Origin of the sequence: Anaerosacchariphilus hominis (assembly GCF_014290175.1) — a bacterium.
Lineage (GTDB): Bacteria > Bacillota > Clostridia > Lachnospirales > Lachnospiraceae > Laedolimicola > Laedolimicola hominis.
On sequence record NZ_JACOOR010000004.1, the window covers coordinates 268,832 to 283,326 of the forward strand.

Sequence of the window (14,495 nt, forward strand, 5' to 3'; positions counted from 1 at the left end):
TACGAAAAATGAAACGAAAGAGGAATCAGAAATTCGCTGCTGTCCTCGCAGCTTGCTGCGGCCTGACGCTGACTTTTGGGGGCTGTGAAAAAGTGGAAAGCACGGAAGTACCAAAGCAGGAGGCATTGCCGAAAATCGTGGTGGGAAGCGATGATTATCCGCCCTTTAATTACGCTGATCCCAACGGAAAACCCACTGGAATCGATGTGGAACTGGCCAAAGAGGCTTTTGCCCGTATGGGCTATGAGGCGGAGTTTGTTCAGATTAACTGGGAGGACAAAAAGAACCTGGTGGAAAACGGAGATATCGACTGTATCTGGGGCAGTTTTTCCATGGACGGCCGGGAGGAGGAATACAACTGGGCCGGTCCCTATATGCTCAGCTATCAAGTGGTGGCGGTGAACCGGGACAGCGATATCGAAACCCTGGGGGATCTGGAGGGGAAGATCGTTGCCGTACAGTCCACCACCAAGCCGGAGGAAATCTTTACCAACCACACGGACAGCCGGATCCCGGAGCTTCGGGAGGTCTTTTCCCTTCAGAACCGGGAACTGATTTACGCCTTTTTGAGCAAGGGCTACGCAGACGCGGTGGCAGCCCATGAGACCGCTATTTTGCAGTATATGAAGGATTATGGGCTGGAGTACCGAATTCTGGAGGAATCCCTTCTGACAGTGGGGCTGGGTGTGGCTTTCAGCAGAGAGGACGAAAGAGGGCTTGAGAAAGAACTGACCAGAACCTTCCGGGAGATGGAGAAGGATGGAACCACAGCCCGGATTCTGGGAGAGTATCTGGAGAATCCGGAGCGCTATCTGGAGGTGGATGTCAATGAAGATTAAAGAAGTGACGGAGGGCAGAAGCCGCCACAAGCTGGCCGTAGAGCTTCTATTTGGCATTCTGATGCTGGGTTGCGTCTTCATGATTGCTACAAATGAGGATATGCGTTCCACGGAGACGCGGCTTTCGGGAATCGTAAGCTATATTAACGAACAGTGTAACGGTTATAACCGGATGAATCTGGCTTCAGAGACCAAGAGCCTGATGCGGGTCATGGAAGGGGCCAGGCAGACGGAGGAGAACTTGTTCCGGACAGGAGCGGAGGACGAAGAAATTCTGAAGCAGTGCGTACAGAACGGATATCTGACCGGAATCCTGCTGCTGGATCCGGAGGGACAGGTGGAAGCCCGGTACGATACCGGGGGAACAGAGCCTGATATGGAAGAATATCTGCAATCTCCGGCAGTGCTTGGTACGGCCCTGTGCCGGGAAAAGTCCTACGCAGTGCGGATTCCCCAGACGGATGATTCCTATGTGGATTTGGCGGCAGCAGGAAAACGGGACGGAACCGGTATCGTGGTGGCCTACTATCACACACCGGAGGAGTATGTGGAAGCCTTTAATCTGTCGCTGAATTCCTTCCTGAACGGCTACAATATGGACTATGACGGTACCTTCGTGATCTGCAGCGGTAACCGGATCGTGGCCGCCAATGATCCATTCCTTGTGGACAAGAATGCAGACGAGGTAGAGATTCTGAACTATATCAAAGGGCAGAGAATCAGCGGCAAGCTGGTACATACGAAGATTGAGGATTCCCTGTCCCGCTACTTCGGTTTGATGGATCACGGACGGGACTACTATATCTATGCCTATACTACGGAAAGCCGGGTTTTTGGCTCTACGATTCAGAACATGATCATTTCCCTGGTGATCTATGTGGCGATTCTCATCGTCATTCACACGGTGCACTGGCGGACCACCCAGAGCTACCGGGAGGAACAGATGCAGCTTCAGCAGGAATACACAGAGCAGTTACAAAGTAAAAACGAAAAGCTGCAGGAGGCCGTGGGCGAGGCCGATCGGGCCAATGCGGCGAAGACGAACTTCCTGGCCCGCATGAGCCATGATATCCGGACGCCCCTGAACGGGATCATCGGTCTTCTGGAGATCAATGAGGCTCATCCGGAGGACAGGGAGCTGATCTGCGCCAACCAGAAGAAAATGGTGGTGGCGGCCCATCACTTGCTGTCCCTGCTCAACGACATTCTCCAGATGAGTAAACTGGAAAGCGGCGAGATACAGCTGGCTCATGAGGTCATGAACCTGAAGGAGCTGTCCCAGGATGTGCTGACCATCGTGGAGCAACGAGCCGTGGAGGCGGGCGTGACCCTGGAGTATGACCGGACCTTCGACTGGGTGGCCCATGCCAAAGTATATGGAAGTCCTTTGCATGTGCGTCAGATTTTCCTGAATATCTATGGCAACTGTATCAAATATAATAAGATGGGAGGCTCGGTGACCACCAGCTGTGAATGTGTGGGTGAGAAGAATCAGGTCGCAACCTACCGGTGGGTGATTGCCGATACGGGCGTGGGTATGACCCGGGAATTCCTGGAGCATATCTTCGATCCCTTTTCCCAGGAGCACACGGACGCCAGAAGCGTATACCATGGAACCGGACTGGGAATGGCCATCGTAAAGAGCCTGGTTGATCAGATGGGCGGAACCATAGAAGTCACCAGTGTGGAAGGAGGGGGCTCCACCTTTACCATTACGCTGCCCTTCTCCATCACGGCGGAGACCGGGGAGGCGGAAATACCCGCAGATGGGGTGGAAGAACCTGCCGATATCCGGGGACTTCATATTCTTCTGGCGGAGGATAACGAGCTGAACGCTGAAATTGCCCAGGTGTTGCTGGGAGACGCGGGCGTCACCATTACCGTGGCCCGGGATGGCCAGGAGGCAGTGGATATCTTTTCCTCTCGGCCGCAGGGAACTTTTGACGGCATTCTGATGGATATAATGATGCCGGTGATGGATGGCCTGACGGCCACGGAGACCATTCGTGCCCTGGAGCGTCCCGACGCAGGTACGATTCCCATTATCGCCATGACGGCCAATGCCTTTGGGGAGGATGTGCGCAAATGTCTGGACGCAGGTATGAACGACCATTTGGCCAAGCCTCTGCAGATGGAGAAAGTGACGGCGGTCATTGCGGCTCATTGCCGCAAGTGAACTGTTTTTCGGACTTCTTTTCTTTACAGAAAGCGGGGAGCACGCTATAATAGTTAGGTATGTGATTTTTTAGAGAAGAGGAAAGACAGAAGATGAGTGAAATACAGATAACACAGACCAACAGAATACAGGCAAATCTTCTGGGCACAGAACCGGTGGGACAGCTTCTTCGAAGATTCGCGGTTCCCAGCATTGTAGCTATGCTGGTTAATGCCCTTTACAACATGGTTGACCAGATTTTTATCGGCCACAGTATCGGGGAGCTGGGAAACGCAGCGACCAATGTGGCCTTTCCCCTGACCACCAGCTGTACCGCCCTGGCCCTGTTGTTTGGTATCGGAGCGGCCTCCGCTTTTAACCTGTCCATGGGACGGGGCGAGAAGGATAAGGCCCTTTATTATATTGGAAACGCGGCGGTCATGATGTTTGGAAGCGGCATTGTACTGTTTCTGATTGCGGAACTTTTCCTGGATCCCATGCTGATCTTTTTCGGTTCGCCGGATAATGTTCTGGGACTGGCCCGGGAATACGTACGTATTGTAGCCGTTGGATTTCCATTTCTGATTCTGACCTCCGGCGGAGCCCACCTGGTCCGGGCGGACGGAAGCCCCAATTATTCCATGGCCTGTAACCTGACCGGAGCTCTCATCAATACCATTCTGGATCCGATTCTGATTTTTGGCTTCAAGATGGGAATGACCGGAGCGGCCCTTGCTACGATCACCGGCCAGATAATCTCTGCCTTTCTGGTGTTCCGTTATCTCCGACATTATAAGGCAGGACCCTTTACCAGGGAGCATCTCCGGCCCAGAATGATTTATCTGGGCTACGCCATGACGCTGGGTATGGCTCAATGCTTTAACCAGCTGGCTATGATGATGGTTCAGATTGTTATGAACAATTCCCTGCGCCATTACGGCGCCCTGTCTGTATACGGAGAGGCAATTCCGCTGGCCTGCTCCGGTATTATCAATAAGGTTAGCTTTATGTTTTTTGCTTTCTGTATCGGAATTGCTCAGGGAATGCAGCCCATTGCCAGCTTCAATTACGGCGCGAGAAATTATGACCGGGTAAAGAAGGTTATTTTCCTGAGCCTGTCAGCAGGACAGATCATCTGTATTACCGCCTTCTGCCTGTTCCAGATTTTCCCATTACAGATCACGGCGCTGTTCGGAAATGGCTCAGATCTGTACTTCTCCTTTGCGGAGCGGTATTTCCGGGTTTACCTGTTCTTTACCTTTATCAATAACCTGCAGCCCATGTCCTCTACCTTCTTTTCCTCGATCGGAAAGCCGAAGAAGGGAACTTTCCTGTCTCTGACCCGGCAAATTATTTTCCTGCTGCCCTTATTGGTTATCCTGCCCCTGTTCCTGGGGATTGACGGTATCATGTACGCGGGCCCGATTGCAGACTGCCTGGCTGCTGTGATTTCCGGAATTTTCCTGGCTGGGGAGCTGAAGAAAATGGGTACGGAAGCTTAAGTAATGTAAAACCAAGTACAATTTACATGAAAATCAGGGATCCTTTCATTCAAATTTACTGAATGAAACGATCCCTTTTTCTGTGTGATGTATCTGTAAAATGAAAGAGAGCTAGCTATCATGAAAAGAATCAAAGCAGCTTGTATTGGCAATTACGTACCTTGGAATCGCAGAAAAGAAAGAAATAATTACAAATGTGAAAGATAATTAAAATCAATAAAGTCGATGCGAACGTTGAATCCTGCATCGGCTTTATTGATTCTATAGATAATTTGAAAGCTTTGTAACCGTGAAGGAACTGAACAGTTAAAACTTTATTTGTTATGGTTCAGCAGTGTTTTGATGTCTTCCTCCGGTGTAGTAATCGGTGCAATTCCATAATTTTTCACCAGAAAATTCAGAATATTGGGAGACAAAAACGCCGGAAGAGAAGGACCAAGGCGGATGTTTTTAATACCCAGGTGCAGAAGCGTTAACAGGATGCAGACGGCCTTCTGTTCGTACCAGGAGAGAACGAAGGAAAGCGGAAGCTCATTTACGGAACATCCAAAGGCGTCCGCAAGTGCCACGGCAACCTGGATTGCGCCATAAGCATCATTACACTGTCCCATATCCATCAGTCGCGGCAGCCCGCCGATTTCGCCCAGATCGAGATCATTGAATCGGAACTTGCCACAAGCCAGAGTGAGGATGATGCTGTCAGAAGGTGTCTGTTTCACGAATTCTGTGTAATAGTTTCGACCTGGTTTAGCTCCATCACAGCCGGCAACCAGGAAGAAATGGCGGATTGCACCTGCTTTTACTGCCTCAACTACAGTTCCTGCATGGGACAGGATGGCTGCATGACCAAAACCGGTTGTCACTTTTGTACCGCCGTTGATGCCTGTGAGTATCTGATCTTCTTTGTAACCACCCAGTTCCAATGCTTTTTCAATGACCGGCGTGAAATCTTTCTTCTCATCGATATGGACAGCACCTGGGAAAGCAACTACTTCTGTTGTAAATACTCTGTCAGCGTAACTGCTTTTGGGCGGCATCAGGCAGTTGGTGGTGTAAAGAATCGGAGCTGGAAGATGATCAAACTCTTTCTGCTGATTCTGCCATGCAGTTCCAAAATTCCCTTTTAAGTGAGAGAATTTCTTTAAGAATGGATAAGCATGGGCAGGGAGCATTTCACCGTGGGTATAGATATTGATTCCTTTTCCCTCTGTCTGTTCAAGTAAAAGCTGCAGATCCTTCAGATCATGTCCGGTCACAACAATAAAGGGTCCTTTTTCTACGGTAAGAGTAACTGCAGTCGGTTCTGGTGTTCCGTAAGTTTCTGTATTTGCCTTGTCAAGGAGTGCCATGCACTTCAGATTGATTTCTCCTACTTTCAGCACAACAGGAAGCAGTGTCTCCACACTTTCTTCGTAACCAATCTTAAATAATGCCTCGCAGAAGAACCGATTCACTTCGGCATCTTCATAATTCAGAACGTTTGCATGATAGGCATAGGCTGCCATTCCGCGAATTCCGAAAAGAATAAGAGATTTCAAAGAGCGGACATCTTCATTGGCATCCCACAGCTGTTGCATATCGTATTCGTCTGTTTTGCCGCATGATGACTGACATTTACTGCAATCAGGAACCAATCTTTCTTTCTCGGCTCTGACTTTTTGTATCATAGTTTCAATTGCTGCATCATCAAAGCTTACATTCGTAACGGTGGTAAACAGCCCTTCCATTATAACTTGTGAAGTTCTTTTGGAAATAGTTTCTGCGCCATCGACTGCTCTTGCAAGACCGATCAACGCCCCGGTCAGTTCATCCTGTAATCTGGCAGTATCTGCTTTTTTCCCACAGACACCGGCATTTCCTGTACAGCCGGTACATCCGACTGTCTGTTCACACTGATAACAAAACATTTTTGTATTCATTTTCGTATTCTCCTTTTATTCTAATATTTTTCCATCAATACTTATTGTCACAACCTGCCATGGTATAAATTTTCCACTGCTTTGAAGGGCTTTTCTTGCTGCCATTTCCAGTCCACCACAGCATGGAACTTCCATTCTTACAATTGTCACACTTTGAATGTTGTTATTTTGAATAATCGCGGTCAGTTTCTCACTATAATCCACCTGATCTAATTTTGGACAACCAATTAAAGTTACCTTATTTCGAATAAAATCCTGATGAAAGCTGGCATAAGCGTAAGCAGTACAATCAGCTGCGATTAAAAGCTTTGCACCGTTAAAATATGGTGCATTAACAGGAGCCAGTTTAATCTGTACCGGCCAGTTCTGAAGCTTTGGCACCGAGTGTGCAGACATTGCCTGATTTTTGACAAATAGTTTCTTCTGTGCTTCTTTCACGGCTTCTTCATCATATGCGGGTGCTTCTCTTTCCTCAAATGAAATGGCACCTGTGGGACATTCCGGAAGACAGTCACCCAGTCCGTCACAGAAATGTTCTCTCACCAATTCCGCTTTTCCGTTAATGATATCAATGGCACCTTCGTGGCAGGCATCTGCACAGACACCGCAGCCGTTGCATTTGTCTTTATCAATCCGGATAATCTTTCTTATCATTTTTCTCCTCCGTCAATAGCATTTAACTTTTGTTTCTGGTAGAATCATAGTATAATAAACACAACTTGTATGTTTGATTTCCAACAGGAGGAGCGATTTTGAAAAAATATTTATCCATTCTAAGAAACAGTCCATTTTTTAAAGGCCTTACGGATAACGAGATATTATCTATCCTGCAATGTGTAAATGCAACAATCATTTCCAAAGAACGAGACTCTTATATTTTCAGAGCAGGGGATTCTACCGAGGTAATGGGACTTGTGGCATCGGGCTGTGTCCTTGTGATACAGGAAGACCTTTGGGGACATCGGAATATTCTGTCTAAATGTCATGCCGGTGATTTCTTTGGGGAGCCCTATGCAGCAAGTCCGGGTGCTGTTCTGAATATCAGTGTGGTAGCAGATGAGGATTGTGAGATTATCCTGTTAAATGTCCAGAGGCTTCTGGTTACCTGCCCGGCTGCATGCGGACATCATCAGAAGCTGATTCGTAACCTGGTCAGTGTGCTGGCAAATAAGATACTGCTCCTGAACGATAAGATCACGCATGTTGGCAAGCGAACGACCAGGGATAAACTACTGTCCTATCTGTCAGCAGAATCCACCAGACATTCGTCGTTGTCCTTTGACATTCCTTTTGACCGGCAGCAGTTGGCGGATTATCTTTGTATTGATCGGGCGGCAATGTCTACAGAAATATCAAAATTACAAAAGGAAGGCTTTATAAAAACAAATCGAAATCACTTTGAATTGAATGTTTCCGGTGATGTAGATACAAGAATAAAAATGTGATATCTTATATCATGATGCCAGGGTCAAAAGGTCTAAGCCCACATGAGCTTGCTCATAGGTGGGTGAAAGACCTTAGGACCCGCCCCGATATGAGCATAAAAGTGGGATGATAATCCCACGATATGCGAATGTTGGGTAGGATTGTGGGAGTGCGTAGCACGGAGCAATCCGTAGGCATCAAAGTCGGGGGCTTTTGACCCCGACATCATATCATGGAAAACACAGGATTAATTTTAAGGCTGTTATATGTGAAAAAGGAGGAGGCTTTCAATGATAAATAAATTACATTTGGCAATGATTGAATTATATCGAGGAGATGCAAAGAGAATTCAACATTTTTGCAAAGTGCATAGTTATGCAAAATTAATAGCGGAAACGGAAAATGTGGATAAAAAATGTTTGTTTATCATTGAAGCGGCAGCTTTGACACACGATATTGGAATTCATTTCTGTGAAGAAAAATATGGAAATTGCAATGGAAAATTACAGGAAAAAGAAGGCCCTGCAATTGCAGAAAAGCTACTTGGAGAATTAGGCTTTGATCAGGATGTATCTGGTCGGGTTCAGTATTTGATTGCACATCATCATACCTATAATAATATTGATGAAATGGATTATCAGATCTTGGTAGAGGCTGATTTTCTGGTAAACATCATGGAGGATGGCTTATCGAAAGAAGCAGCTTTAAAAGCCTATCATAATATTTTTAAAACAGCATGTGGAAAAATGATTTGCAGGGAGATGTTTCATATTTGACATGACAATAGTTTTAGGATACGCCATGCACAGCTTATAGTGTTCACAAATTTTTCACAAAATAATTAGCACTTACCTCTTGATGATGGAAGACGGTCATTGCAGCTTTTCCAACAATCTTAGCAAAAATGCAATCAGGTCATTTACTGTTGACCGGAAGAACTGACTGTTCAGCGCCAGTCCGAAAGGAGCTGCCTCCAGCGCTATTGTGTATACAATGGTTGAAATGAAAAAAGCGAATGATCTGAATACCTATGAATATCTGACATATCTCTTATCACAGCGGACAGACGGTAAAATGTCAGATGAACAGTTGGAACAGCTTGCCCCATGGAGCGAGACTGCGAAAACGAACTGTCAAAACTAAAATAGAGTAAAACGCTTGCATCTAACAATTTGATGCAAGCGTAATTCATGAGTAACGCAGCAATATTTTGCGCTTACGTTCATACGGATCTTTACGATAATCTGGATGTAATTCTATTTGATAAAATCCAGAAATTTTTTTCCACCATAATATAAAAAATGGTGGCATTTCGTATTTGCTGAAGGTACATGAAAGTGTTCTCCTGTTAAATATTATTCTGTAAGTTATTTTCTATAGATGTCAGCTGATAGTAGGCATCTATGATATCCTGTAAAGTAATCGTATTCATTTTTTCTTCGGCATCCTTTTGAATTTCATTGTAAAATCCCTGCAAAGATAACTGAATGTTAATGCCAACGCCACACTCTGGATTGGTATGAGTATCTAAATGAAGCAAAGGTTTATCACCTTCAACTGCTTTATAAATATCCAGTAATGTAATCTGCTCTGCTGGTTTTGAAAGAGAAGGACGGGCATGTCCGGCTACACTGGTCATAAGTTCCGCTTTTTTTAGTTTTAACATAAGCTGGCGTACAAAGCCGGGATTTGTATGGATACTTTCTGCAATTGAGGCACTGGAGAGGGATTTTTCCTGGTTGATAGCAATCAGAACCATCACATGAACAGTATCACTTAATTTCGTTGAGTATTTCATGATAAGAAGCTCCTTGTAGTATGATATAATAATCTTGTTTTCACGTTTTTGGGGTGAAAAAATTTCTGGTTTGTTTAAAATATCTTAAGTTCTCAACAGTTCTTTTTAATGTGTTGATAAACTGTACATTTTTTAATATTTGATGATTGTAAATAATATAATTACAACTATAATGGGGATTAAAGGAAAAGTCAACACAGTAATGAAACTTACAGAGGATGTGCAGTGATTCTGAGAAGAATATGTCAGCTTTCGCTGACCAGAATCACGCACCAGGTTTCACCTGCGTTCGACTTGAATATCGTGAAAACAGGGAAAAGATTATGAAACTATGACTGAGGTAATGGATGAAAGAGGATCCGGACAAAGTTAGATTTATGAGAACACAAAAATTCTTGTATAAACATTGATTATTACATGATATTATAAATGTTCACAAAGGAGAGCTTATGGAATACAAAAATCAAACGGAAAATCGTGCATTTCAGGAAATGTTGCAGGCAGCAGTAAAACGGCTGCAAAATCGTTCCGGAGAGGATCTTGCTGCAAAAAGTGGGGCTGTTTTTCATAGCAGCCGAAATGTGCTTGAAGTACTGAGTTTTTATGAAACGATTGAAATTCAACTCCCTGAGTTTCGTATTAGCTCAAACATGGACGAATGGCATTATTTGACATTGCTGCATTATCTGGATATGGCCGATGGAACAGAAGGTTCACAGAAGCTCATTACTTTTGGTAACCTGAAAGATGGATTGATTCGAGGAACCAAGTTTGACCGGACTGCAGAGCAGAAACTGGAAAAGCTTTTGCAGGATAAAGATCCTGAGAAAATTCAGAAAGCATGTAAAAACCTGGGTGCAGAATTCACAGAGACAAAGGCGGATCTGTGTGCTGTTTTTCCAGTTCTGCCAAGATATCCGGTAACCTTAAAGATATGGTTTGCAGATGAAGAATTTCCTGTATCTGGCAAAATATTTCTTCAGGATCATGCCGATCATTATCTGAGTGTAGAAGATGCGGTAACAGTTGGAGAAATTTTGCTGCAAAAATTATCGGAAGCATTTTCTTCCCTTTGATCATGAATCAGAAAACTTTCCAGTCCGGCTTTGATAAATTTGTCAATGGTTGTCTGAATCTGTTTCCAGTCATTACAGTAATTGCGGAGCATCAGTCTGTTGATGGAAAGGCAGCCATTCATTTGAAAATAAAAAACCGATTCTGCCTGTTCAAAGGTTAGGAGGCTGTGTGACATAAGCCAGGTCACATAGCCTTCTTTTGTATTTTCTGCTAATTTTTCCAGAAGAATGGGGGCAATTGCATCATCCAGAAACGGTGCCCTGTATTGTGATTCCATCTGCATTTTCTGACAGAACGGATAGGAACAGCTTTTCTGATTTAGACAGAATAAATGATCTACAGTTGTTAACATATCCTGAGTTATATCATTAAAAATATCTGATAATACATCATGGATATCGTAGTAATGAAGATAAAAAGTACCATGGTTGATTTCAGCATTTTTGCAGATTTGAGGAATGTTTTGAAGAGAAACATTCTGCTATTGCAAAATGGCTTTATCAGATATTATATTTTGTTATATTCAGTATGGGCGTGACAGTATTCCAGTATCTTGTATTTACATTTTTACCAGGGATTTTTGGAATTGGTCTGGCTGGTACAGAATTTATGTGGCCAAAGGTTTCCATAAATCTGTTTGAAGTAAAATTTACATGGAGTTTGCTGGGGTATAATGTATTGCGTGATGCAACGGGAAATATACTGATCGGTGGTGGACTTGGCTTTTTTATCAGTTATGAATTGGGGTCATTTCTTGCACAGTGTATCAATTTCCCACTTCAGAGAAATATTACTTTTAAAAGTCATGGAAATCCTGTATATCAGGCAATCTGGTATTTTGTTGCATGGGTGGTAATTTCACTGATTTGTAATGGATTTAATAATCTGTGGATGCCAGTTGCATCTGCGTATGTGGCCCCGGTAGTCTATAACATGCTTGTGACAATTATTACAGGTGGAGTTTCCATGGTGATTTTTTTCTTTGTGTTTAAAATTATTTTCCCAGAGGGGAAGGCTGAATAGAAGAAATTAGCAAGTATGCCTGAAATCTAATAATAAAAGAGATGAGGAGTGGTAAGAAAATCAGACGAATATATTTTTCCAAAGATTTGTCGTAAAAATGTGGTCAAATCAAGAAAATCGAGTGCGAAAGCAAGTGAAAAATCCCTGTGAAGCTGTGATATACGCCATGCACAGCTCGGGAAAGAGTTCCCTCGCTGTAGGGCTGTCGCCCTATAAAATAGCAAAAAAAGACGCCTTTGCAAGTAAACTAGCAGGGCGTCTTTTTCACCATTTTACATGGCTTGTAGCGTTCACACAATTTTCACAAAATAATTAGCACTCACACCTTGACAGTGCTAATAAAAAGGACTATAACATAGTTGTCAAGAGGGAAAAGGAAATGGAACCTCAAGACAGTGACCTATTGTACGAGACATAAAAAAGGAGCGTTTACTATGTTAACACCGAGTGTATTTGGAAAAGATTTCTTTGATGATTTGTTTGAGTTTCCGTTCTATGATGACAGAGACATGCAGAAGCTGGAAAAGAAGCTGTATGGCCGCAGAGGTAAGAACCTGATGAAGACAGATATCAAGGATACCGATAAAGCATATGAGCTGGAGATGGATCTCCCGGGATTCAAGAAGGACGAAATCAAGGTGTCTCTGGAAAATGGTTATCTGACCATCAGCGCAGCAAGAGGCCTGGACGTAGATGAGCAGGAGAAGGAAACTGCAAAGTACATCCGCAAGGAGCGTTACGCAGGATCCTGCCAGAGAAGCTTCTATGTAGGCGAAGGCGTAAAGCAGGAGGATATCAAGGGCGAGTTTAAGCATGGTATCCTGAAGCTGGTCATCCCGAAGAAGGAAGAAAAACCGGAAGTTGAAACGTCAAAGTACATCTCCATCGAAGGATAATGGAGTGAGGAGCCTCGCCGCGGAAGCGGCGGGGCTCCTTTTTATGGAATGATGTCGCTAAAAAGGGTGTGAAAACATGTGAAAATGGGGTGCAAAAGCAAGGCCGTCATGCTATAATTGGGAAAACGAGAGGAGTGATACATCATGGCTGAGACATTAAAAACCATCAAAGAAAGAAGAAGCTGCCGGAATTTTAAGCCGGATATGGTTCCGAAGGAACTGCTTGATAAAGTACTGGAGGCCGGCACCTGGGCGCCCACCGGAATGGGAATGCAGTCACCGATTATAATAGCCGTAACCAATAAGGAGCTGCGGGATAAGCTTTCAAAGATGAATGCAGAGATTATGGGTTCAAAAGCGGATCCGTTCTATGGCGCTCCTGTGGTACTGGTGGTGCTGGCGGACAAGAACAAGCCGACGCATGTATACGACGGCAGTCTCGTGATGGGCAATCTGATGCTGGCTGCTGCGGATCTGGGACTTGGAAGCTGCTGGATTCACCGGGCGAAAGAGGAATTCGAGAGCGAGGAAGGCAAAAAAATCCTGAAAAATCTCGGAATTGAAGGAGATTATGAGGGCATCGGCCACTGTGTGCTGGGTTATGCGGCTGCGGCTTCGGCAGAGCCAAAAGAACGGAAAGCGTCTTATATCTATTACGCGGAATAATTTTTCAGGTTCCATTTTCCAACAAAATGTTGTATAATATAGCTAAGAACAATTGGAAGGGAGACTGGTTTTATGGCAAATAATACAATCATCACCATCGGACGTCAGTATGGCAGCGGAGGTCACGATATCGGAAAACAGCTTGCGGAAGAGTTAAATATCCCCTTTTATGACAAAGCATTACTGGAGAGAGCAGCCAAGGACAGCGGCCTCTGCCAGGAGATTTTTGAAAATCATGACGAAAAGCCGACCAACAGCTTTCTTTATTCCCTGGTTATGGATACTTATTCATTGGGCTATACCACATCCTCCTTTTCGGAGATGCCTCTGAATCATAAAATTTTTCTGGCACAGTTTGACGCCATCAAGAACATTGCCAAGGAAGGCCCCTGCGTGATCGTAGGACGCTGTGCCGATTATGCGCTGGCAGAGTTCCCGAATGTGGTGAATGTATTCCTGCATGCGGATCTCCAGGATCGTATTGTGCGGATTGCGAGACGCCACGATCTGACGGACGCCAAAGCTAAGGACTTGATTATTAAGACCGATAAGCGCCGAGCAAGCTACTATAATTATTACACCAGTAAGAAATGGGGCGAAGCTGCAGGTTATGATTTGTCTCTGAACACAGCGACGCTGGGGATTGAGGGGACGATTCATATGATTCGTGAGTTTGTCGCTTACAAGGAAAAGGAACACGAAAGAATCTGACAGGAGTATTATTTTAAATGAAATTTGTAATACAGCGGGTTTCCCATGCATCGGTAACGGTGCATGAGGAAACCATTGGCCGTATCAATCAGGGGTATCTGGTTCTGATTGGTGTGGGAAAAGAAGATACAAAAGAGGATGCAGACCGTCTGGTGAAAAAAATGATTGGCCTGCGTATTTTTTCGGACGAAAATGGGAAGATTAATAAGTCCTTAAAGGATGTGGACGGGGAGCTTCTTCTGGTTTCCCAGTTTACACTGTACGCAGACTGCAGACATGGCAACCGGCCGGGCTTTACGGATGCGGCGGGTCCGGATATGGCAAATGAGCTCTACGAATACATCATTGAAAGCTGCAAAAAGGAAGTGGCTGTGGTTGAACGGGGAGAGTTCGGCGCAGATATGAAGGTAGAGCTTCTGAATGACGGACCATTTACCATTTTATTAGAATCGTAGAAACAAAAATTTACAATATAAATACAGGG

At 44.7% G+C, this 14,495-nt stretch carries 14 protein-coding genes and 1 pseudogene; 12 read left to right on the plus strand and 3 right to left on the minus strand.

What is annotated here, in order from left to right; genetic code table 11:
* The first annotated feature begins 8 nt into the window (after positions 1-8).
* The 3 genes from H8S44_RS08385 (at position 9) to H8S44_RS08395 (ending at position 4,496) form a co-directional block, all read left to right on the plus strand.
* Positions 9-839, plus strand: a complete 831-nt coding sequence (locus H8S44_RS08385; RefSeq protein ID WP_186872090.1) for a substrate-binding periplasmic protein — start codon at positions 9-11, stop codon at positions 837-839.
* Positions 829-3,015 (plus strand): ATP-binding protein, encoded by a 2,187-nt coding sequence (locus H8S44_RS08390; RefSeq protein WP_186872091.1) that lies wholly within the window; start codon positions 829-831, stop codon positions 3,013-3,015. The genes H8S44_RS08385 and H8S44_RS08390 overlap by 11 nt, the downstream gene beginning before the upstream one ends.
* A gap of 92 nt (positions 3,016-3,107) precedes the next feature.
* The gene (locus tag H8S44_RS08395) at positions 3,108-4,496 is read left to right on the plus strand and encodes an MATE family efflux transporter (RefSeq protein ID WP_186872092.1); all 1,389 of its coding nucleotides are present in this window, start codon (positions 3,108-3,110) and stop codon (positions 4,494-4,496) included.
* 314 nt (positions 4,497-4,810) lie between these two features.
* Here the strand turns inward: H8S44_RS08395 and hcp are convergent, their stop codons facing one another.
* Both hcp and H8S44_RS08405 read right to left on the minus strand, forming a co-directional pair.
* Positions 4,811-6,415, minus strand: a complete 1,605-nt coding sequence (gene hcp, locus H8S44_RS08400; protein WP_186872093.1) for a hydroxylamine reductase — start codon at positions 6,413-6,415, stop codon at positions 4,811-4,813.
* Positions 6,416-6,430: 15 nt separating this feature from the next.
* Positions 6,431-7,069, minus strand: coding sequence for an ATP-binding protein (locus tag H8S44_RS08405; protein WP_186872094.1), 639 nt, complete (start codon positions 7,067-7,069; stop codon positions 6,431-6,433).
* 98 nt (positions 7,070-7,167) lie between these two features.
* Between H8S44_RS08405 and H8S44_RS08410 the strand changes: the two genes are divergently transcribed.
* The 3 genes and pseudogenes from H8S44_RS08410 to H8S44_RS08420 all read left to right on the plus strand — a co-directional run.
* Positions 7,168-7,860, plus strand: coding sequence for a Crp/Fnr family transcriptional regulator (locus H8S44_RS08410; protein WP_186872095.1), 693 nt, complete (start codon positions 7,168-7,170; stop codon positions 7,858-7,860).
* Between the two features lie 270 nt (positions 7,861-8,130).
* On the plus strand, positions 8,131-8,616 hold the full coding sequence (locus H8S44_RS08415) for an HD domain-containing protein (RefSeq protein WP_186872096.1): 486 nt from the start codon (positions 8,131-8,133) through the stop codon (positions 8,614-8,616).
* Between the two features lie 85 nt (positions 8,617-8,701).
* A pseudogene (locus tag H8S44_RS08420) lies at positions 8,702-8,983 on the plus strand (IS66 family transposase); the annotation flags it as partial.
* A 205-nt stretch (positions 8,984-9,188) separates the two neighbouring features.
* On the opposite strand, the gene H8S44_RS08425 reads toward H8S44_RS08420, so the two are convergent.
* Positions 9,189-9,638 (minus strand): Rrf2 family transcriptional regulator, encoded by a 450-nt coding sequence (locus H8S44_RS08425; protein ID WP_186872097.1) that lies wholly within the window; start codon positions 9,636-9,638, stop codon positions 9,189-9,191.
* Between the two features lie 449 nt (positions 9,639-10,087).
* On the opposite strand from H8S44_RS08425, the gene H8S44_RS08430 reads away from it, so the two are divergent.
* The 6 genes from H8S44_RS08430 (at position 10,088) to dtd (ending at position 14,466) form a co-directional block, all read left to right on the plus strand.
* Positions 10,088-10,714, plus strand: a complete 627-nt coding sequence (locus tag H8S44_RS08430; RefSeq protein ID WP_186872098.1) for a DUF3786 domain-containing protein — start codon at positions 10,088-10,090, stop codon at positions 10,712-10,714.
* Between the two features lie 529 nt (positions 10,715-11,243).
* Positions 11,244-11,738 carry a hypothetical protein gene (locus tag H8S44_RS08435; protein WP_243167525.1) on the plus strand — a complete coding sequence of 165 codons (495 nt, stop codon included), beginning with the start codon at positions 11,244-11,246 and terminating at the stop codon, positions 11,736-11,738.
* A gap of 434 nt (positions 11,739-12,172) precedes the next feature.
* The gene (locus tag H8S44_RS08440; protein WP_158365130.1) at positions 12,173-12,634 is read left to right on the plus strand and encodes an Hsp20/alpha crystallin family protein; all 462 of its coding nucleotides are present in this window, start codon (positions 12,173-12,175) and stop codon (positions 12,632-12,634) included.
* 144 nt (positions 12,635-12,778) lie between these two features.
* Entirely contained in the window at positions 12,779-13,300 is a 522-nt protein-coding gene (locus tag H8S44_RS08445) for a nitroreductase (RefSeq protein ID WP_186872099.1), read from the plus strand.
* Positions 13,301-13,372: 72 nt separating this feature from the next.
* Positions 13,373-14,011 (plus strand): cytidylate kinase-like family protein, encoded by a 639-nt coding sequence (locus H8S44_RS08450; protein WP_186872100.1) that lies wholly within the window; start codon positions 13,373-13,375, stop codon positions 14,009-14,011.
* Positions 14,012-14,028: 17 nt separating this feature from the next.
* Positions 14,029-14,466, plus strand: coding sequence for a D-aminoacyl-tRNA deacylase (dtd, locus tag H8S44_RS08455; protein WP_186872101.1), 438 nt, complete (start codon positions 14,029-14,031; stop codon positions 14,464-14,466).
* Positions 14,467-14,495 lie beyond the last annotated feature (29 nt).

Excerpts from the sequence above, each read along its gene's own strand:
- H8S44_RS08385 (WP_186872090.1), top strand. The coding sequence starts at position 9 with ATGAAACGAAAGAGGAATCAGAAATTCGCTGCTGTCCTCGCAGCTTGC.
- H8S44_RS08390 (WP_186872091.1), top strand. The coding sequence starts at position 829 with ATGAAGATTAAAGAAGTGACGGAGGGCAGAAGCCGCCACAAGCTGGCC.
- H8S44_RS08395 (WP_186872092.1), top strand. The coding sequence starts at position 3,108 with ATGAGTGAAATACAGATAACACAGACCAACAGAATACAGGCAAATCTT.
- hcp (WP_186872093.1), bottom strand. The coding sequence starts at position 6,415 with ATGAATACAAAAATGTTTTGTTATCAGTGTGAACAGACAGTCGGATGT.
- H8S44_RS08405 (WP_186872094.1), bottom strand. The coding sequence starts at position 7,069 with ATGATAAGAAAGATTATCCGGATTGATAAAGACAAATGCAACGGCTGC.
- H8S44_RS08415 (WP_186872096.1), top strand. The coding sequence starts at position 8,131 with ATGATAAATAAATTACATTTGGCAATGATTGAATTATATCGAGGAGAT.
- H8S44_RS08425 (WP_186872097.1), bottom strand. The coding sequence starts at position 9,638 with ATGAAATACTCAACGAAATTAAGTGATACTGTTCATGTGATGGTTCTG.
- H8S44_RS08430 (WP_186872098.1), top strand. The coding sequence starts at position 10,088 with ATGGAATACAAAAATCAAACGGAAAATCGTGCATTTCAGGAAATGTTG.
- H8S44_RS08435 (WP_243167525.1), top strand. The coding sequence starts at position 11,244 with ATGGGCGTGACAGTATTCCAGTATCTTGTATTTACATTTTTACCAGGG.
- H8S44_RS08440 (WP_158365130.1), top strand. The coding sequence starts at position 12,173 with ATGTTAACACCGAGTGTATTTGGAAAAGATTTCTTTGATGATTTGTTT.
- H8S44_RS08445 (WP_186872099.1), top strand. The coding sequence starts at position 12,779 with ATGGCTGAGACATTAAAAACCATCAAAGAAAGAAGAAGCTGCCGGAAT.
- H8S44_RS08450 (WP_186872100.1), top strand. The coding sequence starts at position 13,373 with ATGGCAAATAATACAATCATCACCATCGGACGTCAGTATGGCAGCGGA.
- dtd (WP_186872101.1), top strand. The coding sequence starts at position 14,029 with ATGAAATTTGTAATACAGCGGGTTTCCCATGCATCGGTAACGGTGCAT.